The organism is Streptomyces sp. NPDC002619 (assembly GCF_042889305.1).
Lineage (GTDB): Bacteria > Actinomycetota > Actinomycetes > Streptomycetales > Streptomycetaceae > Streptomyces.
Genome location: NZ_JBIAQV010000002.1, coordinates 531,167 through 551,078 on the forward strand (window position 1 = coordinate 531,167; position 19,912 = coordinate 551,078).

General features: G+C 69.2%; 17 protein-coding genes and 1 riboswitch. Of the genes, 11 read left to right on the plus strand and 6 right to left on the minus strand.

From position 1 onward, the window contains the following. Positions 1 to 5: 5 nt before the first annotated feature. A complete protein-coding gene (locus ACFYXB_RS06655) occupies positions 6 to 386 on the minus strand; it encodes a phage holin family protein (protein WP_351345974.1) in 381 nt (126 codons plus the stop codon). A gap of 60 nt (positions 387 to 446) precedes the next feature. Between ACFYXB_RS06655 and ACFYXB_RS06660 the strand changes: the two genes are divergently transcribed. From ACFYXB_RS06660 to ACFYXB_RS06675, 4 genes are all read left to right on the plus strand, one after another. Then, positions 447 to 764 (plus strand): cupin domain-containing protein, encoded by a 318-nt coding sequence (locus tag ACFYXB_RS06660; protein ID WP_351345971.1) that lies wholly within the window; start codon positions 447 to 449, stop codon positions 762 to 764. A gap of 131 nt (positions 765 to 895) precedes the next feature. After that, on the plus strand, positions 896 to 1,108 hold the full coding sequence (locus tag ACFYXB_RS06665; protein WP_351345968.1) for a DUF5326 family protein: 213 nt from the start codon (positions 896 to 898) through the stop codon (positions 1,106 to 1,108). A 195-nt stretch (positions 1,109 to 1,303) separates the two neighbouring features. After that, positions 1,304 to 2,161 carry an IclR family transcriptional regulator gene (locus tag ACFYXB_RS06670; RefSeq protein ID WP_389578424.1) on the plus strand — a complete coding sequence of 286 codons (858 nt, stop codon included), beginning with the start codon at positions 1,304 to 1,306 and terminating at the stop codon, positions 2,159 to 2,161. Positions 2,162 to 2,260: 99 nt separating this feature from the next. Further along, positions 2,261 to 2,698: an SsgA family sporulation/cell division regulator gene (locus ACFYXB_RS06675; protein ID WP_389578427.1), complete on the plus strand. Its 438-nt coding sequence runs from the start codon at positions 2,261 to 2,263 to the stop codon at positions 2,696 to 2,698. Between the two features lie 121 nt (positions 2,699 to 2,819). On the opposite strand, the gene ACFYXB_RS06680 is transcribed toward ACFYXB_RS06675, so the two are convergent. Continuing rightward, positions 2,820 to 4,268, minus strand: a complete 1,449-nt coding sequence (locus ACFYXB_RS06680; RefSeq protein WP_389578430.1) for a YibE/F family protein — start codon at positions 4,266 to 4,268, stop codon at positions 2,820 to 2,822. A 71-nt stretch (positions 4,269 to 4,339) separates the two neighbouring features. Beyond that, positions 4,340 to 4,517, plus strand: a riboswitch (TPP riboswitch). Between ACFYXB_RS06680 and thiC the strand changes: the two genes are divergently transcribed. After that, a complete protein-coding gene (thiC, locus tag ACFYXB_RS06685) occupies positions 4,510 to 6,312 on the plus strand; it encodes a phosphomethylpyrimidine synthase ThiC (RefSeq protein WP_389578432.1) in 1,803 nt (600 codons plus the stop codon). It overlaps the preceding riboswitch by 8 nt. Before the next feature lie 50 nt (positions 6,313 to 6,362). Continuing rightward, positions 6,363 to 6,602: a DUF4241 domain-containing protein gene (locus ACFYXB_RS06690; protein ID WP_389578434.1), complete on the plus strand. Its 240-nt coding sequence runs from the start codon at positions 6,363 to 6,365 to the stop codon at positions 6,600 to 6,602. On the opposite strand, the gene ACFYXB_RS06695 is transcribed toward ACFYXB_RS06690, so the two are convergent. Further along, positions 6,539 to 6,925 (minus strand): VOC family protein, encoded by a 387-nt coding sequence (locus ACFYXB_RS06695; RefSeq protein WP_389578662.1) that lies wholly within the window; start codon positions 6,923 to 6,925, stop codon positions 6,539 to 6,541. The genes ACFYXB_RS06690 and ACFYXB_RS06695 overlap by 64 nt on opposite strands. A gap of 161 nt (positions 6,926 to 7,086) precedes the next feature. Here ACFYXB_RS06695 and ACFYXB_RS06700 point away from each other — a divergent pair, with 161 nt between their 5' ends. Continuing rightward, positions 7,087 to 7,986, plus strand: coding sequence for a LysR family transcriptional regulator (locus ACFYXB_RS06700; RefSeq protein WP_389578435.1), 900 nt, complete (start codon positions 7,087 to 7,089; stop codon positions 7,984 to 7,986). Positions 7,987 to 8,099: 113 nt separating this feature from the next. Here the strand turns inward: ACFYXB_RS06700 and ACFYXB_RS06705 are convergent, their stop codons facing one another. The 3 genes from ACFYXB_RS06705 to ACFYXB_RS06715 form a co-directional block, all read right to left on the minus strand. Next, positions 8,100 to 8,966 carry a hypothetical protein gene (locus ACFYXB_RS06705; protein ID WP_389578436.1) on the minus strand — a complete coding sequence of 289 codons (867 nt, stop codon included), beginning with the start codon at positions 8,964 to 8,966 and terminating at the stop codon, positions 8,100 to 8,102. A 181-nt stretch (positions 8,967 to 9,147) separates the two neighbouring features. Beyond that, positions 9,148 to 10,224 (minus strand): metallophosphoesterase, encoded by a 1,077-nt coding sequence (locus ACFYXB_RS06710; protein WP_389578438.1) that lies wholly within the window; start codon positions 10,222 to 10,224, stop codon positions 9,148 to 9,150. Between the two features lie 413 nt (positions 10,225 to 10,637). Further along, entirely contained in the window at positions 10,638 to 11,750 is a 1,113-nt protein-coding gene (locus tag ACFYXB_RS06715; RefSeq protein ID WP_389578441.1) for a LacI family DNA-binding transcriptional regulator, read from the minus strand. Between the two features lie 441 nt (positions 11,751 to 12,191). Between ACFYXB_RS06715 and hisC the strand changes: the two genes are divergently transcribed. From hisC to cydD, 4 genes are all read left to right on the plus strand, one after another. Then, the gene (gene hisC / locus ACFYXB_RS06720) at positions 12,192 to 13,271 is read left to right on the plus strand and encodes a histidinol-phosphate transaminase (RefSeq protein ID WP_389578443.1); all 1,080 of its coding nucleotides are present in this window, start codon (positions 12,192 to 12,194) and stop codon (positions 13,269 to 13,271) included. Positions 13,272 to 13,543: 272 nt separating this feature from the next. Then, on the plus strand, positions 13,544 to 15,052 hold the full coding sequence (locus tag ACFYXB_RS06725) for a cytochrome ubiquinol oxidase subunit I (RefSeq protein WP_389578446.1): 1,509 nt from the start codon (positions 13,544 to 13,546) through the stop codon (positions 15,050 to 15,052). 18 nt (positions 15,053 to 15,070) lie between these two features. Beyond that, the gene (cydB, locus tag ACFYXB_RS06730; protein ID WP_389578448.1) at positions 15,071 to 16,078 is read left to right on the plus strand and encodes a cytochrome d ubiquinol oxidase subunit II; all 1,008 of its coding nucleotides are present in this window, start codon (positions 15,071 to 15,073) and stop codon (positions 16,076 to 16,078) included. A 102-nt stretch (positions 16,079 to 16,180) separates the two neighbouring features. After that, positions 16,181 to 19,861, plus strand: a complete 3,681-nt coding sequence (gene cydD / locus ACFYXB_RS06735; RefSeq protein WP_389578665.1) for a thiol reductant ABC exporter subunit CydD — start codon at positions 16,181 to 16,183, stop codon at positions 19,859 to 19,861. The last annotated feature ends 51 nt before the right edge of the window (positions 19,862 to 19,912 follow it).

Genomic DNA, 19,912 nt, shown 5'->3' on the forward strand with positions numbered 1-19,912 from the left:
GGAGATCAGTCCTTGCCGTCGGGCAGGACGACGTTGAGCGCCCAGGAGACGATCGAGATGATCAGGCCGCCCCAGACGGCGGTCCAGAAGCCCTCCACATGGAAGCTCAGGTCGAGCTTGTCGCTCACCCACGAGGTCAGCAGCAGCATCAGCGCGTTGACCACCAGGGTGATCAGGCCCAGCGTCAGGATGAACAGGGGAAAGGTCAGCACCTTGACGATCGGCTTGACCAGGAAGTTGACCAGGCCGAAGACCAGGGCGACGAGGAGCAGCGTGCCGACCTTCTTGCCCGTGCTGTCACCGGTCAGGGTGATCTTGTCGAGCAGCCAGACGGCGACCGCCAGGGCGCCCGCGTTGGCGATCGTCTTGACTACGAAATTCTTCATGTGTCTGATCGTGGCAGACGAGATCGGCGACGAGCAGTGGGGCGAAGGCGGACAAGCGCGATGAAGGCATTCCGACTGGACGAACTGGAGGCGGAAAGAGCCGCCAACGACGGGGCCTACCTTCAGTTTCTGCGGGAGCGGAACATGTCGGTCGGGCTCTACGCCCTCAACGCGGGCGAGCATGACCCACAGACACCGCACAACCAGGACGAGGTGTACTTCGTCGTGAGCGGCCGCGCCTCGATCACGGTCGGCCTGGAGACGACCCAGGTGGCGCGCGGCAGCGTGGTGTACGTCCCGGCCGGGGTCGCCCACAAGTTCCACCACATCAGCGAGGACCTGAGGGTTCTGGTGATCTTCTCTCCGCCTGAGGCCTGACCCCGCGGCTCAGGGTTCCCTAGGGGAACGCTCAGGGGAGGACAAGGGACGCGGGGCGCCCGCCGGGCCCCTCGCGGCCCTAGCATCGAATGCAGGACATCGGTACGTACGAGCTGCAAAGGACGAGGGCCATGCGAGAGATCTTCACGGGACTGCCGTGGTGGGTGAAGTGGGTCGCGGTGCCGGTCATCGCCCTGGTCGTGTTCGGCGGTCTGATAGCCACCGTGGTCGGCTTTGTGATCGGCCTGCTCTTCAAGGCACTGATCTTCGTGGCGCTGGTCGGCGGCCTGATCTACATCGTGCGGAAGTTCACGTCGGGGTCCTCGTCGCGCAGCGACTGGTGAGCACCGTGGGACACCGGTGACGGTAACGGAAATCACCGGTTCCCTCGGGCGAGGGAAGTTTTCCGGACGGGCCGTCTGCGGGGGTGGCAGGCGGTTAGAGTCCGGAATTCCACGCGGGGGTCCAGCCCCGCGGGCGGCGTACACCCCACCCGTGTTCCTCCGCACGGGCCGCCCCCTCCGCTCCGGGAGTGCCCCTTGGCCACGGTCGACACCGCACCCGCAGAACCGCACGCACCCCCCGCCCCGCGCTCCTCGGCGCCCCCTGTGCAGCGGCCACCGTCGTCGGCGGACTCCGAGCAGCCGAATTCCGTGACCCTCATCGGATCCGTGCAGCGCGCGATGCGTCTGCTGGAATCGGTCGCCGAGCACGAGTACGGCGCCCCCGCCAAACAACTTGCCCGCGAGACCGGCCTCGCGCTCCCCACGGCGTACCACCTGCTGCGCACGCTTGTTCACGAGGGCTATCTGCGGCGCGACAAGGGCCTGTTCTTCCTGGGGGAGGCGGCCGAGCGGCTGGGCAGCAGTGGGGCGCAGCAGAAACGTCGCAGCACGGTCGCCACCGTGCTCGCGGAATGGCGCGATTCCATCGGTGCGCCTGTCTACTACGCGGCGTACCGCGACGGCGAGATCGAGGTCATGTGCGTCTCCGACAGCCCGGGGAGTCCGGCGGTCGAGGAGTGGGTCGACTTCCGCGAGACCGGGCACGCACACGCGATCGGGCAGTGCCTGCTGTCCCAGCTGGACGAGGGTGCGCGCCGCGACCACCTCGACCGCTACCCGGCGCGGTCCCTCACCCCCTACACCGTGCGTGACGGGCAGGGCCTGCTGCGGCGTCTGGAGCGGATGCGGCGGATGGAGCCGGTGACGGAGCGTCAGGAGTACGCGCTCGGGACGGTCTGCGCGGCAGTCCCGATCACCTTCGGCGCCAAGGCGGCCACGATGGCCATCTCCCTGCCCGCCCATCAGGCCGACCGGCTGCTGCCCGCGGCTCAGCGGCTGCAGACCGAGGTGGGGCGTCGGCTGGGGTTGCTCGCGCTCTCTATCAGTATCTGAAAACTCACTCCTTGTGATCTGGTGTGTACTTTCAGCAAGATGCCACCAGTGCCAAAGGGGTCATTCCAGGCCAGTCGGTGTCACATGACGGGGTAGGCGATGCGCGAGTCCGTACAGGCAGAGGTCATGATGAGCTTTCTCGTCTCCGAGGAGCTCTCCTTCCGCATCCCGGTGGAACTGCGTTACGAGACCTTTGATCCCTATGCCGTGCGGCTGACCTTCCATCTGCCGGGGGATGCCCCGGTGACCTGGGCGTTCGGGCGCGAGCTGCTGATCGACGGAGTGGGCCGAGCGTGCGGTGACGGCGATGTGCACATCGCGCCCACCGACCCCGAGACGCTGGGTGAGGTGCTGATCCGGCTTCAGGTCGGCGGCGACCAAGCGGTGTTCCGCTCCTCGGCGCCGCCCCTGGTGGCCTTCCTGGACCGTACGGACAAGCTGGTGCCGCTGGGGCAGGAGGGGGCGCTCGCGGACTTCGACGCCCACCTCGACGAGGCCCTGGACCGCATCCTGGCCGAGGAGCAGAGCGCGGGCTGAGCGGTACGGCCGTGAGAGCGTGGCGTTCCGCTATGCGTGTGCGCGGTGCAGGAACGCTTCTGCGCCCCCGCGCCCGCCCTCCGGGCGGTGTCACCGCTTATGGCGATGCCCTGCCGGGGTGTCAGCGCTTGCGGCGTCGGCCCCTTCCGCCGCGCGCCGCGGCCGGCTGGGCCCCTTCGGGCGCCGTTTCCCGCCCCGGCCGGTCGGCCGACACCACCAGGGCCGCGAGCGCCGTGGTGAGCGGCACGGAGGCGACCAGCCCGATCGAGCCCACCAGTGTGCGCACGATCTCCTCGGCCACCAGTTCGCTGTTGGCGACCGCCCCCACGCTGCTCTGCGCGATCGAGAAGAGCAGCAGCAGCGGCAGCGCGGCCCCGGCGTAGGCAAGGACGAGCGTGTTGACGACCGACGCGATGTGGTCACGGCCGATGCGGATGCCCGCCCGGTACAGCCCGCGCCAGCCCATCGTCGGATTGGCCTCGTGCAACTCCCAGACGGCCGACGTCTGCGTCACTGTCACGTCGTCCAGGACACCCAGCGAACCGATGATGACGCCGGCCAGCAGCAGACCGCTCATGTCGATCGACGGGTACAGGCCGTGGATCAGGCCGGTGTTGTCATCCGTGTTGCCGGTCAGCGCCGCCCAGTCGATGAACTCCGAGCCGAGAATGCCGATCAGTAGGAGCGAGACCAGCGTTCCGAGTACCGCCACCGACGTACGTGCCGACAGCCCGTGGCACATGTAGAGCGCGATCAACATGATCGCGCTCGCCCCGATCACCGCCACGACCAGCGGATTCGAGCCCTGGAGAATCGCCGGCAGGATGAAGAGGGTCAGCACCATGAAGCTGATGGTCAGCGCGACCAGCGCCATGACACCGCGCAGCCGGCCCACCACCACGACGGCGAGCGCGAAGATGCCGGCGAGTAGCGCCATCGGGAACTTGCGGTCCACATCGGTGACCGAGTACTGCAGGTCCTTCGGCGCCGAAGGCTCGTACGCGACCACGACCTTCTCGCCCTCGTGCAACTGCCGCGACTGGTCCGGCTGCACGATCTCCGTGAACGTACGGCCCTTGTCATTGCCGGTGTCGACCCGGACCGTGGCCTTCTTGCAGGTGCCGTTCTCCTCCTCCTGCCCGGAGTTGCCCGCGGCGGTGGAGGTGTCACCGGTCGGGGTGCCGCCCGAGGCGTTCACCGACTTGCAGCTCACCTCGACGACCGTGGTCACCGTGGCCTGCTGGGTCTGCCGGTCGAAGCCGACCCCGGTGCGCTCGTGCGGCGGGGCTCCGCCGGGCCAGAGCACCACGAGCCCGACCACGACCGCGGCGGTGAACGGGATCAGGATGGCCGCGATGACCTTGCGGAGATGCTTGGAGACGGGCGCGGCCGGGCCATGGCTGTGCGAGTGGCCATGTCCGTGGCCGTCGTGACCGGGCCCGCCGCCATGCCCCGGGCCGAGGTCATGGCCGTCAGAGGCGCCGGGGCCGTGTCCGCCGCCTTGTCTTCCGGAGCCTTGTCTGCGTGGCGGCTCGGGCGGCGGGTACGGGGGCTGATGTGTCGTGGTCACCGACCGATCATCGCAAGAACGGCAGGGGCCCTCTGTTCACCGCGCCCGAATTGACGCTAGCGTGGAGGCTCCTTTGCACACGCGGGAGCTCGGAGCACCGGGCTGAGAGGGCGCTGACCTCCGTCTTTGCGATGTTTCACGTGGAACAAGTGATGTTTCACATGTGACACCGACCGACGGAAACCGCTGCGTCGACCGCCGAACCTGTTACCGGGTAATGCCGGCGTAGGGAGTAGGTCTCATGACCAACAAGGACGCACGCACGCCTGCCTCCACACAGATCTCCAGCAATGGGGAGGCCGGGAAGTCCATCGGCTGGCACAAGGGGTACGTCGAGGGTTCGCGCCTCGACCTGCGCGTGCCGGTTCGTCAGGTGCACCTCACCAACGGGCAGTCGGTCACGCTGTACGACACCTCCGGCCCGTACACCGATCCGCTCGTCGAGACGGATGTCCGCAGGGGCCTGCCGCCGCTGCGGGAGAACTGGATCGTCGCCCGCGGTGACACCGAGGAGTACGCGGGCCGCCCCGTCCGTCCCGAGGACGACGGGATCAAGCACACCTCGCCGCGTGGCGGGCTGCGCAACCTCGACGCGGTCTTCCCGGGACGGCCGCGCCAGCCGCGCCGTGGCCGCGACGGCAACGCGATCACGCAGCTCGCCTACGCACGCCGGGGCGAGGTGACGCCGGAGATGGAGTACGTGGCCATCCGGGAGAACGTTTCTCCCGAGGTCGTCCGTGAAGAGATCGCGGCGGGCAGGGCCGTACTGCCCGCCAACGTCAACCATCCGGAGATCGAGCCGATGATCATCGGCAAGCGGTTCCTGGTGAAGGTCAACGCCAACATCGGCAACTCGGCGGTCACGTCCTCCATCGAGGAGGAGGTCGAGAAGATGACCTGGGCGACCCGCTGGGGCGCCGACACGGTCATGGACCTCTCCACCGGCCGCAACATCCACACCACCCGCGAGTGGGTGCTGCGCAACTCCCCCGTCCCCATCGGCACGGTGCCGCTCTACCAGGCACTCGAGAAGGTCGACGGCAGGGCCGAGGAACTGACTTGGGAGATCTACAAGGACACGGTCATCGAGCAGGCCGAGCAGGGCGTGGACTATATGACGGTCCACGCGGGCGTGCGCCTCCCCTATGTGCCGCTCACCGCGAACCGCAAGACCGGCATCGTCTCCCGCGGCGGCTCGATCATGGCGGCCTGGTGCCTCGCGCACCACAAGGAGTCGTTCCTGTACGAGAACTTCGAGGAACTGTGCGAGATCCTCGCCGCCTACGACGTCACGTACTCGCTGGGCGACGGCCTGCGCCCCGGCTCGATCGCGGACGCCAACGACGAGGCGCAGTTCGCGGAGTTGCGCACGCTCGGGGAACTCAACAGGATCGCCAAGCGTTTCAATGTACAGACCATGATCGAAGGCCCGGGACACGTCCCGATGCACAAGATCAAGGAGAACATCGACCTTCAGCAGGAGATCTGCGATGAAGCTCCGTTCTATACGCTCGGCCCGCTGACGACGGACGTCGCGCCGGCGTACGACCACATCACCTCCGGCATCGGTGCCGCGATGATCGCCTGGTGGGGCACGGCCATGCTCTGCTACGTCACGCCCAAGGAACACCTGGGCCTGCCCAACCGTGACGACGTCAAGACCGGCGTCATCACCTACAAGATCGCTGCCCACGCAGCCGACCTCGCCAAGGGCCACCCCGGTGCACAGGAATGGGACGACGCGCTGTCCGACGCACGCTTCGAGTTCCGGTGGGAGGACCAGTTCAACCTCGCCCTGGACCCGGACACGGCAAGGGAGTTCCACGACGAGACCCTCCCGGCGGAGCCGGCCAAGACTGCACATTTCTGCTCGATGTGCGGGCCGAAGTTCTGCTCGATGAAGATCAGCCAGAGCATCACAGAGCGGTTCGGCGGTGCGGCGACCGAGGGAAGGTCGCAGGAGGAGATCGCCGAGGGGATGCTTCAGAAGTCGAAGGAGTTCGCGGCGAGCGGGAACAGGGTGTACCTGCCGCTGGCTGACTGATCGACGCGGGCACGGGCGCCGTCCCCGGGTGCTGGAACCCGGGGCGGCGCTTGGCTCGGCTGCAGATGGCGTCGGCCGCGGGGGAGGACGCTCGGCTTCTGCGGGACCACGAGATCTTCGGTTTCGGCACCGATGGCGCCGCGGGCTCCTTCGCCGACTCCTCCGGTCGGGAGGTGCTCGCACATGAATATCGGCGCTACCTCGTGGATCAGCAGCAGGAGCATCGTCAGGTTGCGTCCTGCGGGTACCAGCGCAGTTCCACCGTGTTGCCGTCCGGGTCCTGGACATAGACCGACGTCGCGGTGCCGCGTGCGCCGTAGCGTTCGACGGGGCCTTCGAGGACCGTGAGATCTCCCGCCGTCTCGATGAACTCGTCCCAGTCCAGCGGTTCCACGGTGAGACAGATGTGGTCGACGTTGGACTCCCCCCGAGGGCGGCCGACCAGGTCGATGATGGTCTTCGGTGTGATCCGCACCGAGGGGAACGGGACCTTGCCGGACCGCCACTCGGCCACGCGTACCGGTTCCAGGCCGAGGCGTCCGATGTAGAAGGCCAGGGCCCGTTCGACGTCCCCGACGTTGAGGACCAGGTGGTCGAATGCCTTCACGCGCAGAGGGCTTGCCGGAGGGGGCACTGGAGTCACTTCTTCTCCCGGGGGATGTCAGGGGCTGGACAGGGGCAGAGCCGTCGCCACTTACGATCCGTCGGGGAGGAAACGGTATCAAGGCGGGATCGGAACACGATTGTTGAGCCAGACTCAACGCCGGGGGCACCATGCTGGAACGGGTCGAGATCGAGATCTTTCTGACCCTCGCCGAGGAACTGCATTTCGGCCGTACCGCCGAGCGGCTGCGCGTGACGACCGGGCGGGTCAGCCAGCTGATCAAGAAGCTTGAACGGCGGATCGGCGGGCCGCTGTTCGAGCGGACCAGCAGAACTGTCCGACTCACGGCGGTCGGTCGGCAGTTGGCCGAAGACCTGGTGCCCCTGGTCACCGCGATGGAGGACGCGCTGCGAAGAGCCGCCGATGCCAGTCGTGGTGTCACGGGCGAACTGCGGGTCGCGTTCCTCGGTGAGTGGACGGCACCCGCACTTCTGAGGGCGGTCGGTCTGTTCAGCAGACGTCACCCCGATTGCCGGGTCGAGGTGCGGGAGGTTCAGCTGTCCGACTCGCGGGCGAGCCTCCGCGACGGCTCGGTGGACGTGCTGATCGCGTCGTACCCGTTCGACGGAATGGCCTGTGGACCGGCGCTGCTGACGGAGCCACGGGTGCTCGCCGTCGGCGCGGTGCATCCGCTCGCCGGCGAGCGGTCGGTGTCTCTGGAAGTGCTCGCGGAGCATCCCGTGGTGCAGTACCCGGAGGTGACCTCGGCAGGATTCAAGCGGGACCGCACGCCGGACCGGACTCCGTCCGGCAGGCCGGTTCCGAAAGGGCCGGCCGGAAGGTCGTTCTCCGAGATGCTCACCCTGGTCGCGATGGGCAGGGGCGTCCTTCCCGTCGGGGAGCACGCAAGGCGTTACTACCCTCGACCCGACGTCTCCTACATCCCCATTCACGACGCACAGCCGATCGAGCGGGGACCGGTCTGGATGGAGCGGAACAGTACGGAACGGGTCCGTGCGTTTGTGCGGGCTGTGGCGGACGTTGCCGCGATGCCGGCGACGATTACGTGAGCGGTCCGACGGCGGTGTGGTTCGACGGTTCGTACATGGCCGGAAACCATTGTTTGTGGAGGTGGAGGGCGCCGGGTGGCCGGCCTGCGCCCCCGGTGGGGGCGCAAGCCGGGTTATTCCGGCTGGTGTTCCGGGCCTCCGAAGTCCGGGCTCGTGTAGTCCGGGCTGGAGAAGCTCGGGCGCGGGCCCGTGGCGGAGCCTTCGTCGGGGCTGCTGAAGCCCGGGCGGTCGTAGCCGAGGCGCGGCATGCGGCCGACCGGTGCCGACGGGGCCGTACGGTGCACCATCGGCGCGGCGGGGTCGGCCAGCGCGTCGCGCAGGAACGGCAGGATGCCGCGCTCCAGCAGGGCCTCCCGCCACGCTTCCCTGGCCCGGAGCACCTCCGCTCCGGCCTCGCCGTAGGCTCCGGCCTCGAGCGAGGGACTGTTGCGCAGGGCAGTGAGCAGCAGCCCGACGCCGGCGAGGAGGATCGAGGCCGCGGTGACGACACCGAACACCCAGCCCGCGGTGATCATGGTCTGGGCGAACGCCGGCGCGGGGTCGACCATCTTCAGGATGTAACCGACGAGCAGGAAGATCGCCGCGGCGGTTCCGGCGAGGACGGGGGCGAGGACCGCGACGATGGCGACGGCGCCCGGGCCTGCGGTCTCGGCGGCCTCGCCGAGAGTGGTGGCGAGCCCCATCGCGCCCGAGCCCGGCTGCACTGAGCCGGGTTCGTGTACGGACGACGGGGTGGACGGCGCCGGCCGGCGCAGTTCCTCGCGGACCTTCACATAATGCTGGTACTCGGTCGCCGCGGCCGCCGTGATGAGTGCGGTGGCGTTGAGCGCCATGGTGCGCAGCTGTTCGGTGTTGAGCCGCTGTCCGGCAGCGGCCGGTTCAGGGCGTTGTGGTGCGGAGCGCAGCGCCTCGTCGAGGATCCGCTCGTATTCCTGGCGGTCCTCGCTCAGCAGGTGCTGCGGAACGCTGTTCATGTGCATCCCCCGATGCTCCGTAGGGCTTGGGGCTCGCACGCCGGCGAGCCGTCGGGCAGAAACGGAGGGGAGCCTGCTACGGATAAGCCGATGGTAGAGCCGTGACGGCACGCGGTGACAGGGGGTTGCCGGAAATTCGGTGCCGACCTGCACGTATTCCGTCGGAAGGCGGCTGCCCGCGGAACGCTCAGGTATCCAGGGGAAGTTGCCGGACCAGCAGCTTTCCGGCCATGGTCACGCCACCGTCCATGGCGATGGCGAGCCCGTCGGCGTAGACGTGCGGTCCCTCGACCACGGGGCCGCTGCCGTCCTCGCCGTCCTCGGAGCCGACCACGCCCAGCAGATAGGGAATCGGGCTGTGGCCGTGAACGATCCGGGTGCCGCCGTACGTATCGAGCAGGGACCGTACGGCGTCGGCGCCGCCCTCGTCGCGGAAGGAGAACCGCTTGGTGAACTTGCGGAACAGGTCCCAGCATTCGTCCGCGTCGTTGCGCGTGAGCGTCTCGCGGACGGTGTCGTTGACCGCTTCGATCGAGTCGCCGTAGTCGAGGTAGGCGGTGGTGTCCGAGTGCACGAGCAGATAGCCGTCCTCCTCCTCCATGGCGTCGAGGCGGGCCATCCACTGTAGGTGGTGGTCCTGGAGGCGGTCCATGTCGCTCTTCTGCCCGCCGTTGAGCAGCCAGGCGGCCTGGAAAGTGGCCGTGCCCGCACCGGAGTTGACCGGGGTGTCGCCGAACCGCTTGGCGCCGAGCAGCAGCAGCTCGTGGTTGCCCATGAGTGCCTTGCAGTAGCCGCCGGCCGCGGCCGCCTCGGCGGACAGCCGCATCACGAGGTCGATGACGCCGATGCCGTCCGGGCCGCGGTCGGTGAAGTCGCCGAGGAACCACAGCCGGGCGGTGCCCGCGCACCACTGGCCCGCGGAGTCGATCAGACCCTGCTCCCGGAGGGCGGCGAGCAGCTCGTCGAGATAACCGTGGACGTCGCCGACGACATACAGCGGACCCGGGCCGTTGTCCGGCTGCGGGGCGGGGGCGGCCGCAGGATCGACGTCCACCTGGAGCGTGTCACCGCGGTTGATGACGGGCAGGTCGCGCCGCGTGGGTGTGTACCCCTCGGGGTGGTCCTCCTCGACGGGCGCGGCGGCGTTGCCGGGTTGGGCGCTGGGGGCGTACGGACCGGACTCGTGGACGTACGCGGGCACCCGGAAGTCGCGCAACGTCGCCGTCCGCTCCACCTCGGGTCCCTGACCGGCCCCCTGAGTCATCAGACCCCTCCACCATCACGCCGCAGCTGCACCGCTTCGGACTGCCTGGTCGCAGCGACCCGCGGTGTCGTGGGCCCATCATAGGAATGCGGATCGCGCCGTGTGATGACCCAGGGGTGGTGAATCGGAGCAGGACCGCAGTTCAGCGCGGCTTTCGCCCCGTTTGGGCAGGGCTTCCGCCGTGTGATGACGCCTCGGCGACGGGCTGACGTCCCTCGGCGCTCCCCCGGCGGCCCGCCGGCCCTTGCGTCCCTGGCGCTCCCCGCGTCCCTCGCCGCCCGGCCGGCTTGGCGCTCCTGGCGTTTCCCGTATCACCCGGCGATCGATGTCCGGCGACCGATCGCCGCGCCACCTGCGGCCTGCATCCGTGCCGAGCCCGTATCCGGACCGAACCGCGTCTCCGGCCCCGCCCGCTACTTCTCCTCGGGCGTCCGCGGCGGGCTGACCGTCGTGCGCGGCGGCCGGCGCTGTGAGGACGTGCGCACGATCAGTTCGGTCGGTATCACCTGCTCGACCGGGTGGTCCGACTCGACGCCCTCGATGGCGTCGATGAGGAGCTGGACCACCGCGGTGCCGATCCGCCGCGGCTTCAGCGACAGGGTCGTGATCGGCGGCTCGGTGTTGGCGTACACGGTGGACTCGCTGCAGCACACCAGCAGCAGGTCGTCCGGGACGCGCAGTCCGTAGCGGCGGGCGGCGGCGAGCAGGTCGGTGCCGTTGGGGTCGAACAGGCCGTACACGGCGTCGGGGCGGTCCGGGCGGGCCAGTAGCCGGTCGGCGGCGACGGCGCCCGCACAGGGGTCGTGCGCCGGGTAGGCCTCGTACACCGGGTCCTGGCCGATCCGCTCGCACCAGCGCAGGTAGGCGGTGGTGGAGAGGTGGGTGTACGTGTCCGTCGTCGTCCCGGTGAGCAGGCCGATCCGCCGCGCGCCCGCGTCGGCGAGGTGGTCGAGGATGCCGAGTACGGCGGCCTCGTGGTCATTGTCGACCCACGCCGTGACCGGGAGCGAGCCGGCCGGGCGGCCGTCGGAGACGACCGGTAAACCCTGCCGGACCAGTTCGCTGACCACCGGATCCTGGTCGGAGGGGTCGATGACGACCGTGCCGTCCAGGGCGACGTTCGACCACACGTCGTGGCGCGAGGTGGCGGGCAGGATGACGAGCGCGTAGCCGCGGGCGAGCGCGGCCGAGGTGGCGGCCCGGGCCATCTCGGCGAAGTACGCGAACTCGGTGAAGGTGAAAGGTTCGTCCCCGTACGTAGTCACGGTCAGGCCGATGAGTCCCGACTTGCCGGTACGGAGGGTGCGGGCGGCGGCCGAAGGGCGGTACCCCAGTCGTTCGGCCACCTCGCGGACATGGCGGCGGGTGGCGTCCGGGAGCCTGCCCTTGCCGTTCAGGGCGTCGGAGACGGTCGTGATGGAGACTCCGGCGGCGGCGGCGACGTCCCTGATGCCCGCCCGACTCGGCCGGCTGCCTCGACGTGAGGTTTCCGCGCGGCTCACCTGGTGCTTCCCTGCTGCTGTCATGGCGAGCCGATAGTAGGGCTCTTGCAGTGGGGTAGTAGGGACGCATATGCACTCGTTGACAGGCACGTTTCTGCATGGTCATAAGGGGTCAACTGCCTTCGAAGCGAAGTCGGTTGACTAAACCAATGGCAGGACGTGACTTGTCGACGCGCATGAGCCTGCCAAGGGCTCGATGTTTCGAAGAGGTCTCAACTCACCTTCACGGGGGATGCGCGCCACGGCGCGGGCCACCGGCGCATAGATATATGTGCGGCGCGCCCCCTGGTTCGTACGCCTTCGTACGGTGATGCCCCTGATGCCTGTGAGGCGCGTGGGGTTTGCCCGCTCGTCGCTTTCCCTCACCTCCGTACCTGTACGCAGGCGGGCCGAATCCTCATAAGGTGAGCAGTATTGGATGCCGGCGGCGCTGACGGTCCGCCGGTGGTCGCGAGGAGGACTGCGGTGAGCGAGACGAGCCCGAAGCTGCGCGCCGAGCTGGAGGGTATCCCCACCTACAAGCCGGGCAAGCCCGCCGCGGCCGACGGCCCGGTCGCCTACAAGCTGTCCTCCAACGAGAACCCCTATCCGCCGCTGCCCGGCGTGATGGAGTCCGTGACCGGCGCCGCCTCGAACTTCAACCGCTACCCGGACATGGCCTGCACCGGCCTGATGAACGAGCTGTCGAACCGCTTCGGTGTCCCGGTCTCCCATCTGGCCACCGGTACGGGCTCCGTGGGCGTCGCGCAGCAGCTGCTCCAGGCCACCAGCGGGCCCGGCGACGAGGTCATCTACGCCTGGCGGTCGTTCGAGGCGTACCCGATCATCACGCAGATCAGCGGTGCGCACTCGGTGCGGGTGCCGCTGACGCCGGGAGAGGTGCACGACCTGGACGCGATGGCGGACGCCATCACCGACCGGACCCGCATGATCTTCGTCTGCAACCCCAACAACCCGACGGGCACGGTGGTGCGGCGGGCCGAGCTGGAGCGCTTCCTCGACCGGGTGCCCGGTGACGTCCTGGTGGTGCTGGACGAGGCCTACCGGGAGTTCATCCGCGACCCCGAGGTGCCGGACGGCGTGGAGATCTACCGTCAGCGGCCCAACGTCTGCGTGCTGCGCACGTTCTCGAAGGCGTACGGCCTCGCCGGACTGCGCGTCGGTTTCGCGATCGCCCACGAGCCGGTGGCGGCGGCGCTGCGCAAGACGGCGGTGCCGTTCGGGGTGAGTCAGCTCGCGCAGGACGCGGCGGTCGCCTCGCTGCGTGCCGAGGACGAACTGCTGGGCCGGGTCGGCTCCCTGGTGTGCGAGCGCACGCGCGTGGTCGACACCCTGCGTGCCCAGGGCTGGACCGTGCCCGAGACGCAGGCCAACTTCGTCTGGCTGCGCCTGGGGGAGCGCACGACCGCGTTCGCGCAGGCGTGTGAGCAGCACGGTGTCGTGGTGCGGCCGTTCGCGGGCGAGGGTGTGCGGGTGACGGTGGGGGAGAACGAGGCGAACGACATTTTCCTGAAGGTGACGGAAGGGTTCCGCAAGGAGCTCTGAGCGGCCCGCAAGGAGCTCCGGTGGGTCCGTCGGGCCCCCTCCAACAACAGGCTGGAGGGGGCCTTCGTGTCATTGGGCCCACCGGTCCATGCCCGTTGGGGCCTGCCGGTCCGTGTTAGGGACCCCCCGCCTCTGCGGGATCGAACGGCCATGCGTCATAATCGCTTGTGAATGTGAACGCGTTCACAAGCGTGTCCTGGTTGCTCCAATGATGTGTGTGACATAAGGGGCAAACTGCCGCTGTACCGCGGCGACGTAAGGAGACTGACGACGTGGAATTGGCCCTGGCGCCGGAGACACTGGCGCGCTGGCAGTTCGGCATCACCACCGTCTATCACTTCCTGTTCGTCCCACTGACGATCTCTCTGGCCGCCCTCACGGCCATCCTGCAGACCGCCTGGGTGCGTACAGAGAAGGAGAAGTACCTCAGGGCCACCAAGTTCTGGGGCAAGCTTTTCCTGATCAACATCGCGATGGGTGTCGTCACCGGCATCGTGCAGGAATTCCAGTTCGGCATGAACTGGTCCGACTACTCGCGCTTCGTCGGTGACATCTTCGGCGCTCCGCTCGCCTTCGAGGCGCTGATCGCCTTCTTCTTCGAGTCCACCTTCATCGGCCTGTGGATCTTCGGCTGGGACAGACTGCCGAAGAAGCTCCATCTGGCCTGTATCTGGATGGTCTCGATCGGCACGATCCTGTCGGCGTACTTCATCCTCGCGGCCAACTCGTGGATGCAGCACCCCGTCGGCTACCGGATCAACGAGGCCAAGGGCCGGGCCGAGCTCACCGACTTCTGGCTCGTGCTGACCCAGAACACGACGCTCACCCAGGTGTTCCACACGCTCAGCGCCTCCTTCCTGACCGGCGGCGCCTTCATGGTCGGCATCGCGGCCTTCCATCTGTTCCGCAAGAAGCACATCTCCGTGATGAAGACGTCGCTGCGGCTGGGCCTGGTCACCGTGGTCATCGCCGGACTGCTCACCGCGATCAGCGGCGACACCCTCGGCAAGGTCATGTTCAAGCAGCAGCCGATGAAGATGGCCGCCGCCGAGGCGCTGTGGGACGGCCAGGACTCGGCGCCGTTCTCGGTCTTCGCGTACGGCGACGTCAGCAAGGGGCACAACACCGTCGAGCTGTCGATCCCCGGGATACTGTCCTTCCTCGCCGACGACAACTTCAACTCGTACGTCCCCGGCATCAACGACACCAACAAGGCCGAGCAGCAGAAGTACGGTCCGGGTGACTACCGGCCCATCATCCCCGTCACCTTCTGGGCCTTCCGCTGGATGATCGGCTTCGGTATGGCGTCCTTCGCGATCGGCATTGTCGGACTCTGGCTGACCCGCAAGAAGTTCATGCTGCCGCAGCATCTGCGGGTGGGTGACGACGAGGTGCCGCATCTGGTCCTCTTCAAGAACAAGGCGCTCAGCCCGAAGCTCGGCAGGCTCTACTGGCTCGTGGCGATCTGGACCCTGGGCTTCCCGCTGATCGCCAACTCCTGGGGCTGGATATTCACCGAGATGGGCCGTCAGCCCTGGGTCGTCTACGGCGTCCTGCAGACCCGGCACGCAGTCTCCCCCGGTGTCTCCCAGGGCGAGGTCCTCACCTCGATGATCGTCTTCACCGCGCTGTACGCGATCCTCGCCGTCGTCGAGGTCAAGCTGCTCGTGAAGTACGTCAAGGCCGGCCCGCCCGAGCTCACCGAGGCCGATCTCAACCCGCCCACGAAGATCGGCGGCGACTCCACGGACGCCGACAAGCCGATGGCCTTCTCGTACTAGGCCGAGGGAGATCGAGTCATGCAACTTCACGACGTCTGGTTCGTCCTGATCGCCGTCCTGTGGACCGGCTACTTCTTCCTGGAGGGCTTCGACTTCGGGGTCGGCATCCTCACCAAACTGCTCGCCCGCGACCGGCCCGAGCGGCGAGTGCTGATCAACACCATCGGGCCCGTCTGGGACGGCAACGAGGTGTGGCTGCTCACGGCCGGCGGCGCGACCTTCGCCGCCTTCCCCGAGTGGTACGCCACCCTCTTCTCCGGGTTCTATCTGCCACTGCTGATCATCCTGGTCTGCCTGATCGTGCGCGGCGTCGCCTTCGAGTACCGGGCGAAGCGGCCCGAGGAGAAGTGGCAGCGCAACTGGGAGACGGCGATCTTCTGGACCTCGCTGATCCCCGCGTTCCTGTGGGGTGTCGCCTTCGGCAACATCGTGCGCGGCGTGAAGATCGACCAGCACTTCGAGTACGTCGGCAACTTCTGGGACCTGCTCAATCCCTACGCGTTGCTCGGCGGACTGGTGACGCTGACGCTTTTCACCTTCCACGGAGCGGTGTTCACCGCGCTCAAGACCCTCGGGGACATCCGGGAGCGGGCACGGACGCTCGCGCTGAGGGTCGGTCTCGTCGCGGCCGTACTGGCACTGGCCTTCCTGCTGTGGACGCAGTTCGACAGCGGTGACGGCAAGAGTCTGGTGGCCCTGATCGTGGCGGTCGTCGCGCTGGTCGCGGCGCTCGCCGCCAATCAAGTCGGGCGCGAGGGTTGGTCGTTCGCGCTGTCGGGCGTCACCATCGTGGCGGCCGTGGCCATGCTCTTCCTGTCGCTGTTCCCGAACGTGATGCCGTCCTCGCTCAACGAGACCTGGAGCCTCAACGTCACCAACGCCTCGTCGAGTCCGTACACCCTGAAGATCATGACCTGGTGTGCGGGGATCGCGACGCCGATTGTGCTGCTCTACCAGAGCTGGACGTACTGGGTGTTCCGCAAGCGGATCGGGACGCAGCACATCGCTGCCGAGGCCGCTCACTGAGTCTGGCGGGAGGGGGTTCACGGTGTCTGCTCACGGTGTTTCACGTGAAACTTCGCGAACACCCTGTGAACACCCCTCCCGGGACCGAAGGGCATGTTTCACGTGAAACCGATCGATCCGCGTCTTCTGCGCTACGCCCGCGCCACACGCTTCTTCCTGGTGGCCGTCGTCGGCCTGGGAGCCGTCGGGGCCGGCCTGGTCATCGCCCAGGCCATGCTCATCGCCGAAGTGGTGGTCGGCGCCTTCCAGCACCACATGCCGGTCGCCGAACTCCGCACTCCCCTACTGCTGTTGGTAGCCATCGCGGCCGGACGGGCGCTCGTCTCCTGGCTGACCGAACTCTCCGCGCACCGGGCGAGCGCGGCGGTGAAGTCGGAGCTGCGCGGGCGGCTCCTCGACCGGGCCGCCGCGCTCGGTCCCGGGTGGCTGAGCGGTCAGCGGACCGGTTCGCTGGTCACCCTCGCCACGCGGGGAGTCGACGCGCTCGATGACTACTTTTCGCGCTATCTGCCGCAATTGGGGCTCGCGGTGGTCGTACCTGTGGCGGTGCTCGCGCGGATCGTCACCGAGGACTGGGTGTCGGCGGCGATCATCGTCGGCACGCTGCCCCTCATCCCGCTCTTCATGGTCCTGATCGGCTGGGCCACCCAGTCCCGGACGGACCGTCAGTGGCGACTGCTGTCCCGGTTGTCCGGCCACTTCCTCGACGTGGTCGCGGGGCTGCCCACGCTCAAGGTGTTCGGACGGGCCAAGGCGCAGGCCGACTCCATCCGGCGCATCACCGGCGAGTACCGGCAGGCGACCATGCGGACCCTGCGGATCGCCTTCCTGTCTTCCTTCGCGCTGGAACTGCTCGCGACGCTCTCCGTCGCCCTCGTCGCCGTGACGATCGGCATGCGGCTCGTCCACGGCGACATGGACCTGTACATCGGGCTCGTCATCCTTGTGCTGGCGCCCGAGGCCTATCTGCCGCTGCGCCAGGTGGGCGCGCAGTTCCACGCGGCGGCGGAGGGGCTCGCGGCGGCCGAGGAGATCTTCGCCGTGCTGGAGACGCCGGTTCCCGAGTCCGGGAACGCTTCTGTCCCCTCGGGCGCACTGGCCTTCGAAGGGGTCGCGGTCCGCTACCCCGGGCGTTCCTCGTACGCGGTGGCGGACGTGTCCTTCACCGTCGAGCCGGGGGAGACCGTCGCCCTCGTCGGGCCGAGCGGCGCGGGCAAGTCGACGCTGCTGAACGTCCTGCTGGGGTTCGTACGGCCCACCGAGGGCCGGGTGCGGATCGGTGCGACCGACCTCGCCGACGTCGACCTGGAGCAGTGGCGGTCACGGATCGCGTGGGTGCCGCAGCGGCCGCACCTGTACGCCGGGACGATCGCGGAGAACGTACGGCTGGCGCGCCCCGACGCGGACGATGACGCCGTGCGGCGGGCGCTGCGCGACGCGGGCGCGCTGGAGTTCGTGGACGCGCTGCCCGAGGGTGCCGGAACCGTGCTCGGTGAGGACGGGGCCGGGCTGTCCGCGGGCCAGCGGCAGCGGCTGGCGCTGGCCCGCGCGTTCCTCGCGGACCGGCCTGTCCTGCTGCTCGACGAGCCGACGGCCGCGCTGGACGGGGCGACCGAGGCCGAGGTCGTGGCGGCGGTGCGGCGGCTGGCGGCGGGGCGCACGGTGCTGCTCGTCGTCCACCGGCCGGCGCTGCTGGATGTGGCGGACCGGGTGGTGCGTCTGGCCGGAACCGAGGCGCGCGGCACCGCGCATGGCGAGTCCCCGGTCTCGGTCGCCGTGCCTGCTGAGTTCCCGGCTTCCGTGGCCGCATCGGCCCCGTCCCTCGCTTCCGGCGTCGCGCAGGGTGCGTTTCCGGCTTCCGTTGCCGTGCCTGCTCAGTCCCTGGCCTCCGACGCCGCGCCGGCCGAGTTGCCGGTCTCCGTCGCCGGGTCGGCTGAGTTCCCGGCCTCCGGCGGCGACCATCCCCGGGAGGTTCGCTCCACCGAGGAGGCGCCTGCCGAGGCCGCTCCCGAGACCGGCCCCACTACGTCCCGGGGGCGGGTCCTCGCCCGGGTCCGTGCCCTCTCCGGACCCCGGCGTGGGCGGCTCGCTCTCGCCCTGTTGTTGGGGAGCCTGGCGCTCGGGAGTGCTGTCGGGCTGATGGCGACCTCCGGGTGGCTCATCTCGCGGGCCTCGCAGCAGCCGCCGGTGCTGTATCTGATGGTGGCCGTGACGGCGACGCGCGCCTTCGGGATCGGGCGGGCCGTGTTCCGGTACGCGGAGCGGCTGGTGTCGCACGACGCCGTGCTGCGGATGCTGGCCGACACCCGGGTCGCGGTGTACCGGCGGCTGGAGCGGCTGGCGCCCGCCGGACTCCGTACGGCCCGCCGGGGCGACCTGCTCTCCCGGCTCGTCGCCGACGTGGACGCCCTCCAGGACTACTGGCTGCGCTGGCTGCTGCCCGCCGGTGTGGCGGTCGCCGTCTCCGCGGCCTCCGTGGCGTTCACGGCATGGCTGCTGCCCGAGGCCGGTGCCGTGCTCGCGGCCGGGCTGCTTCTGGCCGGAGCCGGTGTACCGCTGCTGACCGCGGCTGTGGCGCGCCGTGCCGAGCGGCGGCTGGCGCCCGCCCGAGGGGTGCTCGCGACACGGGTCACCGACCTGCTCACCGGCACTGCCGAGCTGACGGTCGCCGGCGCGCTGCCCTCCCGTACGGACGACGCCCGCCGGGCCGACGGCACGCTCACCCGGATCGCCTCGCGCGCCGCCACGGCCACCGCGCTCGGCGACGGGCTCACCGCGCTGGTCTCCGGGCTGACCGTCGCCGCAGCCGCGCTGCTGGGCGCCCAGGCGGTCGCCGCGGGACGGCTCGACGGCGTGGCGACGGCCGTGGTCGTCCTCACGCCGCTTGCCGCGTTCGAGGCCGTACTGGGGCTGCCGGTCGCCGTGCGGTACCGGCAGCGGGTGCGCCGGAGCGCGGAGCGGGTGTACGAGATCCTGGACGCCCCCGCGCCCGTACGGGAGCCGGAGCGGCCGCGGCAGGCGCCCACGGACCCGTTCCCGGTCGTCGTGAAGGGGCTGACGGCCCGGCACACCGGACAGCACCGGGACGCGCTCGCCGGGCTCGACCTGACCCTCGAGCAGGGCCGCCGTATCGCGGTGGTCGGGCCGTCCGGATCCGGCAAGACCACCCTCGCCCAGGTGCTGCTGCGCTTCCTCGACCCGGCGGCCGGTTCCTACACGCTGGCCGGCGTCGACGCATACGCGCTCGACAGCGACGACGTTCGGCGCCTCGTCGGGCTGTGCGCCCAGGACGCGCACCTCTTCGACAGCTCGGTGCGCGAGAACCTGCTGCTCGCGAGAAAGGACGCCACCGAGACGCAACTGCGGGACGCGCTGGCGCGGGCCCGGCTGCTCGACTGGGTGGACGGCCTGCCCGACGGACTGGACACGCTGGTCGGCGAGCACGGCGCGCGGCTGTCCGGAGGGCAGCGGCAGCGGCTGGCGCTCGCCCGGGCCCTGCTCGCCGACTTCCCGGTGCTCGTGCTCGACGAGCCCGCGGAGCACCTGGACCTGCCCACGGCCGACGCGCTCACCGCCGATCTGCTGGCCGCCACCGAGGGTCGTACGACTGTGCTCATTACGCACCGGCTGGCCGGGCTCGACGCCGTGGACGAGGTGATCGTGCTGGACGCGGGCCGGGTGGTGCAGCGCGGGCCGTACGCCGAGCTCGCCGCCGTGGACGGTCCGTTGCGGGGGATGGCGGAGCGGGAGGCACGGGCGGAGCTGCTGGTGACAGTCCAGTGAGCCGGGCTCAGGTCGACTTTTCCTGACAAAAGGGACTGTCTACGCTCGGGG

Bases quoted from the DNA above. Each gene is read 5' to 3' on its own strand.
- ACFYXB_RS06655 (WP_351345974.1), bottom strand. From the start codon at position 386: ATGAAGAATTTCGTAGTCAAGACGATCGCCAACGCGGGCGCCCTGGCG.
- ACFYXB_RS06660 (WP_351345971.1), top strand. From the start codon at position 447: ATGAAGGCATTCCGACTGGACGAACTGGAGGCGGAAAGAGCCGCCAAC.
- ACFYXB_RS06665 (WP_351345968.1), top strand. From the start codon at position 896: ATGCGAGAGATCTTCACGGGACTGCCGTGGTGGGTGAAGTGGGTCGCG.
- ACFYXB_RS06675 (WP_389578427.1), top strand. From the start codon at position 2,261: ATGCGCGAGTCCGTACAGGCAGAGGTCATGATGAGCTTTCTCGTCTCC.
- thiC (WP_389578432.1), top strand. From the start codon at position 4,510: ATGACCAACAAGGACGCACGCACGCCTGCCTCCACACAGATCTCCAGC.
- ACFYXB_RS06700 (WP_389578435.1), top strand. From the start codon at position 7,087: ATGCTGGAACGGGTCGAGATCGAGATCTTTCTGACCCTCGCCGAGGAA.
- ACFYXB_RS06705 (WP_389578436.1), bottom strand. From the start codon at position 8,966: ATGCACATGAACAGCGTTCCGCAGCACCTGCTGAGCGAGGACCGCCAG.
- ACFYXB_RS06710 (WP_389578438.1), bottom strand. From the start codon at position 10,224: ATGACTCAGGGGGCCGGTCAGGGACCCGAGGTGGAGCGGACGGCGACG.
- ACFYXB_RS06715 (WP_389578441.1), bottom strand. From the start codon at position 11,750: ATGACAGCAGCAGGGAAGCACCAGGTGAGCCGCGCGGAAACCTCACGT.
- cydB (WP_389578448.1), top strand. From the start codon at position 15,071: ATGCAACTTCACGACGTCTGGTTCGTCCTGATCGCCGTCCTGTGGACC.